Below are 14,119 nucleotides of genomic sequence, written 5' to 3'. Positions count from 1 at the left end.
ACTTTCGATCGGAGGTCTCATGTCGCCACCGCGTACCGTCGATCCGCTCAAATCGGCTGAATGGGCTCGCCTTCATGGTCCCGAGCGCGATCGATGGCGCCGCTGGGGGCCCTACCTGAGCGAGCGGCAGTGGGGAACCGTTCGCGAGGACTACAGCGAGAACGGCACGGCCTGGGACTACTTTCCCCATGACCATGCGCGCAGCCGCATGTATCGCTGGGGCGAGGACGGCCTGGCCGGGTTCGGCAACGATCCGCTCGATTGGTGCGTATCGCTCGCGCTATGGAACGGGCACGATCCGATCATCAAGGAGCGCCTCTTCGGTTTGAACAACGCCGAGGGCAATCATGGCGAAGATGTAAAGGAGCTCTACTTCTACCTCGACGGCACGCCTACGCATTCCTATATGCGGATGCTCTACAAATACCCCCATGGTGCCTACCCCTACGACGATCTTGTCAAGGAAAACCAGCGGCGCGGCGCGGACCAGCCCGAATATGAAGTGCTTGACACCGGTGTATTCGACGACGACCGGTATTTCGACGTTTACGTCGAATACGCCAAACGCACACCCGACGATGTCGCGATGCGCGTGACGGTCGAAAACCGTGGAGCGCAGCCGGCGGCACTGCACCTATTGCTGCAATTCTGGGCGCGCAATCGGTGGGCGTGGTCGGGCAAGGGCGGCAAGCCGACGCTCACGCTCGAGCCGCAAGAGGGCGGCGGCATGTGCGTTGCGGCGCGCAACCCGGCGCTCGAACCGCTGATCGTGACGGCGGCGGCGCAACAGCCGATCGAATGGTTGTTCTGTGAAAACGAAACGAACGTGCGCCGCATCTTCGGCATCGATGGTAACGGGCCGTTCAAGGATGGCTTCAACGACTACATCGTCCACGGCGACGAGCGGGCAATCAGACGCGACGCCGGCACGCGCGCGGCGGCGCATGTTCGTCTCGACCTTGCCCCGCATGAGCGCTCCGTGTCGTACTTGCGCTGGCGTCCAACGCCGCTCGTCGCCGAGGCGCCGCTCGACATGGAGGCGCTCTTCGCGCGCCGGCTCGCCGAGGCTGATGAATTCTATGCGGCGTTTCAGCACGATATCGCCGATGCCGATGCTCGACTCGTTCAGCGGCAAGCGCTTGCCGGGATGCTCTGGTCGAAACAGTATTACCAGTTCGACGTGACACGCTGGCACGATGGCGATCCGGGGCAACCGAAGCCGCCCAAAGCGCGTCGGCGTGGCCGCAATGCCGACTGGCGGCATATGTGCAACGGCGACGTCGTATCGATGCCGGACAAATGGGAATACCCGTGGTATGCATCGTGGGACCTGGCGTTTCATGCGGTTGCGCTGGCACTGGTCGATCCCGAGTTCGCCAAGAATCAACTGCTGCTGCTCGTCAAAGAGCGGTACATGCATCCGAACGGACAACTGCCGGCCTACGAGTGGGCGTTCGGCGACGCCAACCCGCCCGTGCACGCCTGGGCGGCATGGCGCGTGTACGAGCTCGATCGCGAGCAGACGGGCGTCGGCGATCGCGAGTTTCTCGAACTCATCTTCCATAAGCTGCTGCTGAATTTCTCCTGGTGGGTGAATCGCAAAGACGCCGAGGACCGCAACATTTTTCAGGGCGGCTTTCTCGGTCTCGACAACGTCGGCATCTTCGACCGGTCTTCACGATTGCCGGCGGGCGACCGCATCGATCAGGCGGATGGCACGGCCTGGATGGCGGCGTACGCGCTCGATCTCATGCGGATTGGACTCGAGCTGGCCACGACGAACAAGGCCTATGTCGACATCGCCGTGAAGTTCTTCGAGCATTTTCTCTATATCGCGGAGGCGGTGAGTTGCTCCGACGGCTGCGATACCGGCTTATGGGACGAAGAGGACGGGTTTTTCTACGACGTATTGCACTTCGCCGACGGTTGCCGCTTGCCGATGCGAATCCGTTCGATCGTCGGGCTGATCCCGCTCTTTGCCGTTCACGTTCTCGAGGAGCGGTTGCATGGACATTTGCCCGGATTGCGCGAGCGGCTCGATTGGTTCCTCGGTCATCGGCCGAATCTGGCGAAGCTTGTCTCGCGCTGGACCGAGCCCGGCTCGGGCAATACGACGCTGCTGTCGCTGCTGCGCGGACATCGCATGAAGGCGCTGTTGCGGCGCGTGCTCGACGAAAGCGAATTCCTTTCCGCTCACGGCGTGCGCGCACTGTCGCGCGTGCATCGCGATGCACCCTATGTTTTCGAGCATGACGGCGCGAGTTTTTCGGTCAAGTATCAGCCGGCCGAATCGGACTCCCGTGCGTTTGGCGGTAATTCCAACTGGCGAGGGCCGATATGGATGCCGGTGAACTACCTGCTGATCGAGTCGCTGTACGAGTTTTATCGCTATTACGGCGACGACTTCAAGGTGGAATGCCCGACGGGTTCGGGAAACAACGTTTCGCTGAAGGAGGTCGCGGACGAACTTGCGCGACGCGTGGCGACTTTATTTCTGAAGGATGACGCCGGGTTGCGCCCCGTCATGGCGGCCTACCCGATGCTGCAGGCGGATTCCCGTTCGCAGGACCTCGTCCTGTTTCACGAGTATTTTCACGGAGACAACGGCCGCGGTGTGGGCGCCTCGCATCAGACTGGCTGGAGCGGACTCGTCGCGCTGCTGCTCCAGCCGCATCGGATGATGCCGTCGGGCATGTTGCCGGCGATGGCGCCGACGACCTTGGAGCGCGCACCGACCGAAGCAGCGACGCGCTAGCGCCTGGACTCGATTCGACTCGATTCGATCGAGATGCCGCCTCGCGACGACAGGGGCGCCTTGCGCGCCCCGTCATTCAGGCCGGCTTGCCCCAACTATCGCGCAGGCCGACGATCCGGTTGAACACCGGCTTGCCCGGCTTCGAGTCGTAGCGATCGGCGACAAAATATCCATGCCGCTCGAACTGACACCGGTCCTCAGGCTGCATCTTCTCCCCGCCCGGCTCGAGATAGGCCTGCACCACGCGCTTCGAGTCGGGGTTCAGCGCCTCGAGGAAGTCGCGCCCGCCCGCGTCAGGCTGTGCTTCCTTGAAGAGGCGATCGTAGAGCCGCACTTCCACGGGCAGCGCATGCGTCGCGCTGACCCAGTGAATGTTGCCCTTCACCTTGTAGTTGTTCGCGCCTTCGGTGCCCGACCTGCTGTCGGGGAAGTAGTTGCAGTGAACGGCGACGACGTTGCCGTGCTCGTCCTTCTCGGCACCCGTGCATTCGATCACGTAGCCGTAACGCAAGCGCACCTTGTTGCCCGGGAAGAGCCGGAAGTACCCCTTGGGCGGTGTTTCCATGAAATCGTCGCGCTCGATCCAGAGTTCGCGCGTAATCGGGAACGTGCGCTCGCCGCGCTCGGGATGGTGCGGATGGACGGGCGCCGTGCAGGGTTCGGCGAGATCGGCCGGGAAGTTGTCGATAATGAGCTTCACCGGATCGAGCACCGCCGCCGTGCGCGGTGCCTTGTCGTCGAGGTCGTCGCGCAGCGCGCCTTCGAACACGCTCATGTCGATCCATGAATCGACCTTCGTCACGCCGATGCGATCGCAGAACAGCCGGATGCTGTCAGGCGTGAAGCCGCGCCGCCGCACGCCGACGATCGTCGGCATGCGCGGATCGTCCCAGCCGTCGACGTGCCCCTCGGTCACGAGTTGCAGCAGCTTGCGCTTGCTCGTGATCGCATAAGTCAGATTCAGCCGCGAAAACTCGATTTGCTGCGGCAGCGGCCGCGTGAACACGCCGGCGTCCGCGAGCTCGTCGAGGATCCAGTCGTAAAGCGGCCGATGGTCCTCGAATTCGAGCGTGCAAAGCGAGTGCGTGATGCCCTCGAGTGCGTCCGAGATACAGTGCGTGTAGTCGTACATCGGATAGACGCACCAGCGGTCGCCCGTCCGGTAGTGATGCGCGTAGCGAATGCGGTAGAGCGCCGGGTCGCGCATATTCAGGTTCGGCGAGCTCATATCGATCTTCGCGCGCAACACGTGCGCGCCTTCTTCGAACTCGCCGGCCTTCATCCTGCGAAAGAGGTCGAGGTTTTCTTCGGGCGTGCGATCGCGATAGGGCGACGGTGTGCCCGGCTCGGTCAGCGAGCCGCGCGTTGCGCGCATTTGCTCCGCCGACTGGCTGTCGACGTAGGCCTTGCCGCGCTCGATCAGCAGCTCGGCGTATTCGTAGAGCCGGTCGTAGTAGTCGCTCGCATAGTAGAGATGGGTCTTGCCGTCCTTCGCCCAGTCGAAGCCGAGCCAGCGCACGGCGTCGACGATCGACTCGACGTATTCGACGCTCTCCTTCTCCGGGTTCGTATCGTCGAACCGCAAATGACATACGCCGCCGTAGTCGCGCGCGATGCCGAAGTTCAGGCAGATGCTCTTCGCATGGCCGATGTGGAGATAGCCGTTCGGCTCGGGCGGAAAGCGCGTCTCGACACGACCGCTCCACTTCGAGTTGCGGTTGTCTTCGTCGACGATGTTTCGGATGAAATTGGACGGTGCTGCCGCCGCGGCGTCGTTACGTTCGGTGTTCATGCGCAAGAGTTTGGTCGGCTTATACAACGCGGGACGCGCCCGCTCGATCCAGCCATTCTACCTGAGCGGCTTCCGAGGCGGCCCTGTCGGGCGCGCGCTTGCCGCCTTTCGCGCGCGCAATCCGGCCATGGCGATGGCTTACAGGCATTGCGGCCCTGTTAGCGGCGTAACAGGCGGTAAATCGATTTGCGCGCGGGACGCAGTGGTCTTTACGATGCGACCCGTATTGCATCGAGCCCCGCAAGCAAATCGCCACGCATACGGCGGCGCTCATTCGTCAACTCGCGTATCCGGTCAAAAAATGAAGACTTCGACCATTGCCAAGCTCACTGTCGTCGCCGCGCTCGTATCGAGCATGACGGCCTGCGGATCGATGTCGCGCACGCAAACGCACGCCGCCGTCGGCGCGGCCGCGGGCGGCGCGCTCGGCTACGTGCTGACGGGCGGCCCGATCGGCACGATCGCCGGCGCGGCCGCGGGCGGCCTCATCGGCGCGGGCACCGCGCGTCGCTGAGCTCAAACGACGCCACGCGCCCGTAGTTCCGCGATCTTGGCGTCGTCATAGCCCAACAGCTCGCGCAGCACGGCGTCGGTATGCTCGCCGAGCATCGGCGGCGCCGAGCGCACCTCGGGCGGCGTGGCGCTCATGCGGATCGGGCTGCGCACGAGCGCGGCCGTCCCGCCGCTCGGATGCGGTACCTCGACGCGCAGGCCGCGGGCCTCGACCTGCTCGTTTTCGAAGACTTCGCCGAGATCGTTGATGGGCCCGCACGGAACGCCGACCGCTTCGAGCGTCGCGATCCAATCGTGCTTGCCGCGTGAGCGGACCATCTCGGCGATGATCGGGACGAGCGTATCGCGATGGCGGACGCGCTCGGGATTCGTCGCGAAGCGCGCGTCGTCGGCGAGCTCCGCGCGTCCGCCGGCCTCGACGAACTTGCGGAACTGCGCGTCGTTGCCGACCGCGACGATGATCCACCCGTCGCTCGTCTGGAATGCCTGGTACGGCACGATGTTCGGATGGGCATTGCCCCAGCGCACGGGCGGCTTGCCGCTCGCCAGATAGTTCGAGCCCATGTTGGCGAGCATCGCGACCTGTACGTCGAGCAGCGCCATGTCGATGTACTGGCCGACGCTGGTGCGGTCCCGGTGCGCGAGCGCGGCCAGGACGGCGACGGTCGCGTACATGCCCGTCATCAGATCGGCGATGGCCACGCCCGCCTTTTGCGGACCGCCGCCCGGCTGGCCGTCTCGCTCACCCGTGATGCTCATGAATCCGCCCATGCCCTGGACGATGAAGTCGTAGCCGGCGCGCTCGGCGAGTGGCCCGGTCTGGCCGAAGCCCGTCACCGAGCAATAGACCAGATCGGACTTGATCGCGGCGAGCGACGCGTAATCGAGGCCGTATTTCCTCAGTTGGCCGACCTTGTAGTTCTCGAGCACGACGTCGCTCACGCGCGCGAGCTCGCGAACGATGCTCTGGCCTTCCGGCGTGCCGATATCGACTGTCACCGAGCGCTTGTTGCGGTTCGCGCAGAGGTAATAGGCGGCCTCGCGCGTATCGGCGCCGTCGGGCGTCTTGAGGTAGGGCGGCCCCCAGTGGCGGGTGTCGTCGCCGGCGCCGGGGCGCTCGATCTTGATCACGTCGGCGCCGAGGTCGGCAAGCGTCTGTGCGCACCAGGGACCGGCAAGGACGCGGGTCAAGTCGAGCACGCGGATGTGGCTGAGCGCTCCCATCATGCAATCTGTCTCCTTTGACGATGGCCATGGGCCGGCGTCGCGAGCAGCTCGAGCGCTTTTCGCAGGCCGGCCACCGGCGGGCGCGGCGGGCGCCCCACGGAACGGGGCGCCCGGCCGACATTTCCGTATAATGACTCGTTTAGGGTAAAAACGGCTCAGGCCCGCGCATCGCAGCGCGGGGCAAGCCGGATTCCTGTCGAGACCGTCTCCCAGTCCTTTATGAAAGCCGCCGAAATCCGCGAGAAATTCCTCAAGTTCTTCGAATCGAAGGGCCATACGATCGTCCGCTCGTCGAGCCTCGTACCCGCCAACGATCCGACGCTGCTCTTCACCAATTCGGGCATGGTGCAGTTCAAGGACGTGTTTCTCGGCGCCGAGTCGCGTCCCTACCGGCGCGCGACCACGGCGCAGCGCAGCGTGCGCGCGGGCGGCAAGCACAACGACCTCGAAAATGTCGGCTATACCGCGCGGCACCATACGTTCTTCGAAATGCTCGGCAACTTCTCGTTCGGCGACTACTTCAAGCGCGATGCGATCCACTACGCGTGGGAATTGCTGACGTCGGTCTACCACCTGCCGAAGGAGAAGCTCTGGGTCACCGTCTACCAGGAGGACGACGAGGCCTACGAGATTTGGGCGAAGGAAATCGGCGTGCCGGCCGAGCGGATCGTGCGCATCGGCGACAACAAGGGTGCGCGCTATGCGTCCGATAACTTCTGGCAGATGGCCGACACGGGCCCCTGCGGTCCCTGCTCGGAAATCTTCTACGATCACGGGCCCGAAGTGTGGGGCGGGCCGCCCGGATCGCCCGAGGAAGACGGCGACCGCTACATCGAGATCTGGAATCTCGTGTTCATGCAGTTCAACCGCGACGCGCAGGGCAACATGACGCCGCTGCCCAAGCCGTGCGTCGACACGGGCATGGGGCTCGAGCGGATCGCCGCCGTGCTCCAGCACGTTCACAGCAACTACGAGATCGACCTCTTTCAGGCGCTCATCGAGGCCGCCGCGCGCGAAACGGGCGTCTCCGATCTCTCGAACAACTCCCTGAAGGTCATCGCCGACCATATTCGCGCCTGCTCGTTCCTCATCGTCGACGGCGTCATTCCCGGCAACGAGGGGCGTGGCTACGTGCTGCGCCGGATCGTGCGCCGCGCCATCCGCCACGGGTACAAGCTCGGCTGCAAGCGGCCGTTCTTCAACAAGCTCGTGGCCGATCTCGTCGCGCAGATGGGCGGCGCTTATGCCGAGTTGCGCGAAGGCGAGGCGCGCGTCACTGACGTGCTGCGTCAGGAGGAGGAGCGTTTCTTCGAGACGATCGAGCACGGCATGTCGATCCTCGAGGCGGCGCTCGCCGATCTCGAGAAGAAGGGCGGCAAGGTGCTCGACGGCGAGGTGGCGTTCAAGCTGCACGATACGTACGGTTTCCCGCTCGACTTGACGGCCGACGTCTGCCGCGAGCGCGGCGTGTCCGTCGACGAAGCGGCGTTCGACGAGGCGATGTCGCGCCAGCGCGAGCAGGCCCGCGCCGCCGGCAAGTTCAAGATGGCGCAGGGGCTCGAGTACTCGGGCGCGAAGACGACGTTCCACGGCTACGAGGAAATGATCTTCGACGATGCGAAGGTCGTCGCGCTCTACGTCGACGGCTCGTCCGTCGATCAGGCCGAGAACGGCCAGCAGGCCGTCGTCGTGCTCGATCACACGCCGTTCTATGCGGAGTCGGGCGGCCAGGTCGGCGACACCGGTCTGCTCGCCAACGCTTGCGTGCGCTTTGCCGTGCATGATACGCAGAAGGTGCAGGCCGACGTGATCGGCCATCACGGCGTCGTCGAGCAGGGCACGTTGAAAGTCGGCGACGTCGTGAAAGCCGAAATCGATGCGATCCGCCGGGCGCGCACGGCGCGCAATCACTCGGCCACGCACCTGATGCACAAGGCGCTGCGCGAAGTGCTCGGCTCGCATGTGCAGCAAAAAGGTTCGCTCGTCGATCCCGACAAGACGCGCTTCGACTTCGTTCACAACGCGCCGATGACCGATGACGAGATCCGGCGCGTCGAGGACATCGTCAACGCCGAGGTGCTGGCCAACGCGCCTGGCGTCGTGCGCGTGATGCCGTTCGACGACGCCGTGAAGGCCGGCGCCATGGCGCTCTTCGGCGAGAAGTACGGCGACGAGGTGCGCGTGCTCGATCTCGGCTTTTCGCGCGAACTCTGCGGCGGCACGCACGTGCATCGGACGGGCGACATCGGTTTGTTCAAGATCGTCGGCGAGACCGGCGTGGCGGCCGGCGTCCGGCGCGTCGAGGCGATTACGGGCGACAACGCCGTGCGCTATGTGCAAACGCTCGAAACGCAGCTGCAGGAAGCCGCGGCCACCCTGAAGGCGCAGCCGTCCGAGCTGACGCAGCGCATCGGGCAGGTGCAGGATCAAGTCAAGTCGCTCGAGAAGGAGCTCGCCGCGCTGAAGTCGAAGCTGGCCTCGAGCCAGGGTGACGAGCTCGTCGCGCAGGCCGTCGACGTGGCCGGGCTGCAAGTGCTTGCGGCGACGCTCGAAGGCGCCGATGTGAAGACGCTGCGCGAAGCCGTCGACAAGCTGAAGGACAAGCTCAAGCACGCCGCGATCGTGCTGGCCTCCGTCGATGGCGGCAAGGTGAGTCTCATCGCCGGCGTGACGGCCGACGCGAGCAAGAAGGTGAAGGCCGGCGAGCTCGTCAATTTCGTCGCTCAACAGGTGGGCGGCAAGGGCGGCGGGCGACCCGACATGGCTCAGGCGGGCGGTACCGACCCGGCCAGGCTGCCGGCCGCGTTGGCTGGCGTGACGGAGTGGGTGCGGGCTCAAGTCTGATCGCCGCGCGGTGCCCGTGCCGGGAACGCGCAGGGCGAAGGCGAAGCCGATAAAATGAGCGGGTTTCTGCCTTCGCGAGCGCCGCTGCCGCGCTCCCGTCACGACCCATGATCGACTATCAGTACTGCCCGCGCTGCGCAACGCCGCTCGTCGAGCGGTCCGATCCCGCCGAGGATGGCGGACGGCTTCGGCGGATCTGTCCCGACCAGGGCTGCGGCTTCGTGCACTGGAACAACCCCTTGCCTGTCGTCGCGGCCATCGTCGAATACGAAGGCAAAATCCTGCTTGCCCGCAACGCGGCGTGGCCCGAGGGGATGTTCGCGCTGATCACGGGTTTCCTCGAACACGGGGAGACGCCCGAGGCCGGCATCGCGCGCGAAGTGCGCGAGGAGACGGCGCTCGAGGCCGATGCGATCGATCTCGTCGGCGTCTACGAATTCATTCGCAAGAACGAGCTGATCATCGCCTATCACGTGCGCGCGCATGGCACCATCGCGCTTTCGCCCGAGTTGCTTGAGTATCGGCTCGTCGAGCCGGCCAAGCTGCGTCCGTGGCGCGCCGGCACCGGCCAGGCGTTGGCCGAGTGGATGCGGCGGCGGGGCCTGCCGTTCGAGTTCGTCGATCGGCCCGGGCAATAGGCTACCGGCCGCCGGTCGCCTTCACTCTTGATCTCTTAACGAACGGCTGCACGCGCATGAACAAGCCCCTCGCACAACCGCGCTCCGCCTATCGCCACTTCCTTCCCATCACGACGCGCTGGATGGACAACGACGTCTACGGACACGTCAACAACGTCGTCTATTACAGCTACTTCGATACGGTCGTGAACGAGTACCTGATCCGCACCGGTGTGCTCGATGTCGAGCAGGGCGCGACGATCGGGCTCGTCGTCGAGACGCAGTGCAATTATTTCGCTCCGCTCGTCTTTCCCGAGCGCATCGAAGCGGGGCTGCGCGTGGCACGGCTCGGCACGTCGAGCGTGCGCTACGAGATCGGCCTCTTCAAGGAGGGCGCCGACGAAGCCGCCGCCCAGGGCCACTTCGTGCATGTTTATGTCGATCGCGCGACGCGCAGGCCGGCCGCATTGCCCGAAGCATTGCGCGCGGCGCTCGCGCCACTCGTCGTCGAAGAGCGAAGCTGAGCCCGCATGCAGGCCTTCATCGTCGATGCGCTGAACGGCATCAGCTATGGATTGCTGCTGTTCATGCTGTCGTCGGGGCTGACGCTGATCTTCAGCTTTCTCGGCGTGTTGAACTTCGCGCATGCAAGCTTTTACATGCTGGGCGCTTATATCGGCTGGTCGCTTGCCGCGAGCGTCGGCTTTTGGCCTGCGCTCGTCGTGGCCCCGCTCGCGGTGGCGGCGCTCGGCGCGCTCGTCGAGCGCCGGCTGCTGCGCCGAGTGCGCGCGCACGGCCCGCTGCATGAACTGCTGCTGACGTTCGGGCTGGCCTATCTTCTCGCCGAAGCGGTCAAGCTCGTTTGGGGACTCGGCGTGCTCGCGACGCCGGTACCTCCCGCGCTCGACGGCCCTCTCGTCGCGCTGCCGTTGCTTCCTGGCGCGACGCTGTCGCGCTATCGCCTCTTCGTGATGCTCGTTTCCGTCGCGACGCTCGCGGTGCTCTATGCCGCCTTGCGCTTGTCTCGCGCGGGCCTCGTGTTGCGCGCCGCGCTGACGCACCGGGCGGCCGTCGAGGCGCTCGGCCACGATGTGCCGCGCATCGGCATGCTCGTCTTCGCGCTCGGCACCGGGCTGGCGGCGCTCGCAGGCGTAATCGGGGCACCGCTGGCCGTCGTCGAGCCCGGCATGGCGGAAGCGGTCGGCTCGATCGTCTTCGTCGTCGTGATCGTCGGCGGTCTCGGCTCGCTCGGCGGAGCCTTCGCCGGGTCGCTCCTGATCGGGGTCCTGCAGACGTTCGCCGTCGGCAGCACGCTTTCGCTCGGCAGGCTCGCGGCGGCCCTCGGCGTGCGCTTGCCCGTGGCATGGGCGGCGCTCAGCGTATCGCAGATCGCGCCGCTCGCGCCTTACCTGCTGCTCGTGGCAATGCTCGCCTGCCGGCCTGGCGGGCTTCTCGGGACGCGGGCCGACGATGCTTAAGCCCGCTCGCGAAGACGCGCCGATCGATCGCGGCGATGGGGAAGATCTCACGTCCGCAGTCAGCGCCGCCGCACCGTGGATCGCCCTCGCCGTGTATCTCCTCCTGCCGGTATTCGTCGTGCATGACAGCGCGCTTTTCGCTTTCCTTGCGCAAAGTGCCGTCATGATTGTGCTTGCCCTCTCGTACAACCTGCTGCTCGGCCAGGCAGGTCTACTATCGTTCGGCCACGCGGCCTATGCGGGGCTCGCCGCGTTCGTCGCCGCCCACGTGTTCAATCGTGGCGGCATCGCGCTACCGTGGCTCCCCCTCGTGGGCGGTGCGGCGGGCGCCGCGTTCGGAGCGGTGTTCGGCTTCGTCGCCACGCGGCGCGCGGGAACTGCCTTTGCGATGATCACGCTCGGTATCGGGGAGCTTGCGTCGGCTGCGGCATTGACGCTGCCAGCGGGATTCGGCGGTGCGGCGGGCGTTTCGATCGATCGCGCGAGCGGGCCGGCCTGGGGCGGCTGGACGTTCGGGCCGACGCGCGAGGCGTATGCGGTCATTGCGGTATGGGCTTTGTTGTCGGTCGTCGCCATGTTCGCGCTCACCCGCACGCCGTTGGCGCGCCTCTCGAATGCCGTTCGTGACAACGCGGCGCGTGTGGCGACGCTCGGTGTCGATCCAAGACGCCTGCGCTACGCCATGTTCGTCGTTTCGTCTTTCTTCGCGGGCGTCGCCGGTACGCTCGGGCTCATCGATGTGGAGCTCGCGTCGGCGGACGGCGTCGGCATGGCACGCTCGGGGAGCGTATTGATCGCGACCGTCATTGGCGGCTCCGCGACGTTCTTCGGGCCTGTCGCCGGTGCGCTCGTTTTGTCCGTGTTCAGCGTCATGCTGGCGGGCGTGACGCGCGCCTGGTCGCTGTATCTCGGGCTCCTGTTCGTCATGGTGGTGATGTGTACGCCGCACGGCATCGCCGAATCTTGGGCCGCGCATCGCTCGCGCATCGCCTGGCACGGTTGGCAGCGGTTGTGGTTTGCCTACTTGCTGCAGGGGCTTTGCGCGATTTCGTGGATGGGAGCTCTCGTGCTGATGGTCGAGACGCTGTACGCAAGCCGTTTGGCGGCCGATAGCGGGGGCGTCTGGGCGCTGGGTAGACTTGAGTTCGACATCGCCGCGCCATCAACGTGGGCCGTCGCGGCCGCGCTCTGCTGCGTCGGGGCCCTTGCCCGACGTTGTGCGTGCGGAATATTGCCACGGAGAGGCGACGTTTTATGACGGGCGAGGCGTTGCGGCTCGAGGGTGTTACGCGCCGATTCGGCTCGACGCCAGTGCTTCGCGGGGTCGACTTAACGGTTCGAATGGGTGAACGACGCGCGTTGATAGGCCCGAACGGAGCGGGAAAGTCGACCCTCTTCAACGTGGTCGGCGGCGCGTTGCGGCCCGGCTCGGGGCGCGTCCTGCTCGCAGGTCGTGATGTGACGGGTGAGCGTTCTCATGAGCTCGCGCGCATGGGGCTCGGGCGCAGTTTTCAGACTACGAGGATCTTCGCTAGCCTCACTGTGTTCGACAACCTTCGCTGCGCGGCGCTGTGTGGGCGCAGTGGTCGACAGGATCGGTTGCCGGGGCTTGGGCGATTGTTCACGCTATTGAGCGCGTGGAGCCGCTCGCCCGATATCGAGGAATGCGCGCAACGCGCGCTCGAGGCACTCGAGCTGAACCATGTCGCATTTGCCTTGGCGGGGACGCTCGATTACGGCACGCAGCGCCGGCTCGATCTCGGCATTGCGCTGGCGAGCGGCGCGCACACGTTGTTGCTCGACGAGCCGACCGCCGGCATGAACCGCGAGGAAGCGGCGCATGCGGTCGCGCTGTTGCGCGAAGTCAGCGCGGACAAGACGCTCGTGCTGATCGAGCATGATCTGGATGCTGTATTCGCTCTCGCGGACCGTGTGTCCGTGCTTGTCGCGGGGCGCGTCATCGCGACGGGGACACCGGCGGAGATCCGTGCGGACGAGGCGGTGCGGGCTGCCTACCTTGGCGCGACGCCCATGAGGGATCGGCGATGAGCGCGCTCATGGAGACGCGCGATTTGCGCGCTTGGTACGGCGAGGCGCAGGTTTTGCATGGCGTCGATATCCACGCCGAAGCGGGGGAAATCGTCGCCTTGTGCGGCCGTAACGGCTCGGGACGTTCGACATTCGCCAAGGCAGTCGCTGGCCTCCTTCGGCGAGCGGGCTCCGTTCGGTTTGCGGGCGAAGAGTCGATCGCGTTGCCGACGTTCGAGATCGCCCGGCGAGGGGTGGGCTACGTGGCTGAACAGCGCGATGTGTTTCCGACGCTGACGGTCGACGAAAATCTGCGGCTTGGCGTCAAGCCGGGAAGGGCAGTGCGGGCGACCACGGTTCGCTTCCTCGACGAGGCGTACTCGCGGTTCCCGCTGCTCGCGCAGCGCCGCAGGACGCGCGCGGGCGTGCTATCGGGCGGCGAGCAGCAACTGCTTGCGCTTGCACGCGCACTGATGGGCGAGCCGCGCCTGCTGATCGTCGACGAGCCGACCGAAGGACTCTCGCCGCAGGCCGTCGAGGCGGTTCAAGCGTGCCTGGCCGGGGTGCGAGCGAGGGGCGGCGCAGTCATATTGATCGAGCAGCGGTTGACGACGGCGAAAGAAATCGCCGACCGCGTGGCGGTCATGGGGCACGGACGAATCGTATTCGATGGCAGCGCCGAAGAGCTCGATACTCGCGTCGTCGACGAATGGATCGCGTTGGGCGTCGCTCGCAGCGAATGAATGTCACGCCGCGTCGTGGCGCCGGCTCTCACTGAATCGCGCGCTTTCAGCGATCGTCGAAAAACATCGTTCCGGTGAAATACCCGGAATTGCCGATCGTCCGAATGTTGTCGCAACCCCGT

The 14,119-nt window shown here is 65.5% G+C and carries 11 protein-coding genes; 9 read left to right on the top strand and 2 right to left on the bottom strand.

Annotated elements, in window-relative coordinates; translation table 11 throughout:
- Nucleotides 1–19 precede the first annotated feature (19 nt).
- The gene (locus B0G57_RS02310) at nt 20–2,755 is read left to right on the top strand and encodes an MGH1-like glycoside hydrolase domain-containing protein (RefSeq protein ID WP_018438970.1); all 2,736 of its coding nucleotides are present in this window, start codon (nt 20–22) and stop codon (nt 2,753–2,755) included.
- 76 nt (nt 2,756–2,831) lie between these two features.
- On the opposite strand, the gene B0G57_RS02305 is transcribed toward B0G57_RS02310, so the two are convergent.
- Nucleotides 2,832–4,547 carry a glutamine--tRNA ligase/YqeY domain fusion protein gene (locus B0G57_RS02305; RefSeq protein ID WP_026229350.1) on the bottom strand — a complete coding sequence of 572 codons (1,716 nt, stop codon included), beginning with the start codon at nt 4,545–4,547 and terminating at the stop codon, nt 2,832–2,834.
- Nucleotides 4,548–4,848: 301 nt separating this feature from the next.
- Between B0G57_RS02305 and B0G57_RS02300 the strand changes: the two genes are divergently transcribed.
- Nucleotides 4,849–5,061: a hypothetical protein gene (locus B0G57_RS02300; protein WP_018438968.1), complete on the top strand. Its 213-nt coding sequence runs from the start codon at nt 4,849–4,851 to the stop codon at nt 5,059–5,061.
- Between the two features lie 2 nt (nt 5,062–5,063).
- Here the strand turns inward: B0G57_RS02300 and B0G57_RS02295 are convergent, their stop codons facing one another.
- Nucleotides 5,064–6,284 carry a CaiB/BaiF CoA transferase family protein gene (locus B0G57_RS02295; protein WP_018438967.1) on the bottom strand — a complete coding sequence of 407 codons (1,221 nt, stop codon included), beginning with the start codon at nt 6,282–6,284 and terminating at the stop codon, nt 5,064–5,066.
- Between the two features lie 222 nt (nt 6,285–6,506).
- Between B0G57_RS02295 and alaS the strand changes: the two genes are divergently transcribed.
- The 7 genes from alaS to B0G57_RS02260 all read left to right on the top strand — a co-directional run bounded on the left by alaS (nt 6,507) and on the right by B0G57_RS02260 (nt 13,997).
- On the top strand, nt 6,507–9,131 hold the full coding sequence (gene alaS, locus B0G57_RS02290; protein ID WP_018438966.1) for an alanine--tRNA ligase: 2,625 nt from the start codon (nt 6,507–6,509) through the stop codon (nt 9,129–9,131).
- A gap of 107 nt (nt 9,132–9,238) precedes the next feature.
- On the top strand, nt 9,239–9,769 hold the full coding sequence (locus B0G57_RS02285) for an NUDIX domain-containing protein (RefSeq protein WP_018438965.1): 531 nt from the start codon (nt 9,239–9,241) through the stop codon (nt 9,767–9,769).
- A gap of 56 nt (nt 9,770–9,825) precedes the next feature.
- Nucleotides 9,826–10,272: an acyl-CoA thioesterase gene (locus B0G57_RS02280; protein ID WP_018438964.1), complete on the top strand. Its 447-nt coding sequence runs from the start codon at nt 9,826–9,828 to the stop codon at nt 10,270–10,272.
- A 6-nt stretch (nt 10,273–10,278) separates the two neighbouring features.
- Complete coding sequence (locus tag B0G57_RS02275) at nt 10,279–11,226, top strand: branched-chain amino acid ABC transporter permease (RefSeq protein ID WP_018438963.1); 948 nt, start codon at nt 10,279–10,281, stop codon at nt 11,224–11,226.
- Nucleotides 11,219–12,484, top strand: coding sequence for a branched-chain amino acid ABC transporter permease (locus B0G57_RS02270; protein WP_018438962.1), 1,266 nt, complete (start codon nt 11,219–11,221; stop codon nt 12,482–12,484). The genes B0G57_RS02275 and B0G57_RS02270 overlap by 8 nt, the downstream gene beginning before the upstream one ends.
- On the top strand, nt 12,481–13,275 hold the full coding sequence (locus B0G57_RS02265) for an ABC transporter ATP-binding protein (protein ID WP_018438961.1): 795 nt from the start codon (nt 12,481–12,483) through the stop codon (nt 13,273–13,275). Before B0G57_RS02270 ends, B0G57_RS02265 begins: the two co-directional genes overlap by 4 nt.
- Complete coding sequence (locus tag B0G57_RS02260; RefSeq protein ID WP_018438960.1) at nt 13,272–13,997, top strand: ABC transporter ATP-binding protein; 726 nt, start codon at nt 13,272–13,274, stop codon at nt 13,995–13,997. The genes B0G57_RS02265 and B0G57_RS02260 overlap by 4 nt, the downstream gene beginning before the upstream one ends.
- The last annotated feature ends 122 nt before the right edge of the window (nt 13,998–14,119 follow it).

The sequence above is a fragment of the Trinickia symbiotica genome (assembly GCF_002934455.1).
In the GTDB taxonomy this organism is placed as follows: Bacteria; Pseudomonadota; Gammaproteobacteria; order Burkholderiales; family Burkholderiaceae; genus Trinickia; species Trinickia symbiotica.
This window is presented reverse-complemented; position numbering and strand designations above follow the sequence as displayed.

Coding starts and splice junctions, on each gene's coding strand:
- B0G57_RS02310 (WP_018438970.1), top strand. CDS start 20: ATGTCGCCACCGCGTACCGTCGATCCGCTCAAATCGGCTGAATGGGCT.
- B0G57_RS02305 (WP_026229350.1), bottom strand. CDS start 4,547: ATGAACACCGAACGTAACGACGCCGCGGCGGCAGCACCGTCCAATTTC.
- B0G57_RS02300 (WP_018438968.1), top strand. CDS start 4,849: ATGAAGACTTCGACCATTGCCAAGCTCACTGTCGTCGCCGCGCTCGTA.
- B0G57_RS02295 (WP_018438967.1), bottom strand. CDS start 6,284: ATGGGAGCGCTCAGCCACATCCGCGTGCTCGACTTGACCCGCGTCCTT.
- alaS (WP_018438966.1), top strand. CDS start 6,507: ATGAAAGCCGCCGAAATCCGCGAGAAATTCCTCAAGTTCTTCGAATCG.
- B0G57_RS02285 (WP_018438965.1), top strand. CDS start 9,239: ATGATCGACTATCAGTACTGCCCGCGCTGCGCAACGCCGCTCGTCGAG.
- B0G57_RS02280 (WP_018438964.1), top strand. CDS start 9,826: ATGAACAAGCCCCTCGCACAACCGCGCTCCGCCTATCGCCACTTCCTT.
- B0G57_RS02275 (WP_018438963.1), top strand. CDS start 10,279: ATGCAGGCCTTCATCGTCGATGCGCTGAACGGCATCAGCTATGGATTG.
- B0G57_RS02270 (WP_018438962.1), top strand. CDS start 11,219: ATGCTTAAGCCCGCTCGCGAAGACGCGCCGATCGATCGCGGCGATGGG.
- B0G57_RS02265 (WP_018438961.1), top strand. CDS start 12,481: ATGACGGGCGAGGCGTTGCGGCTCGAGGGTGTTACGCGCCGATTCGGC.
- B0G57_RS02260 (WP_018438960.1), top strand. CDS start 13,272: ATGAGCGCGCTCATGGAGACGCGCGATTTGCGCGCTTGGTACGGCGAG.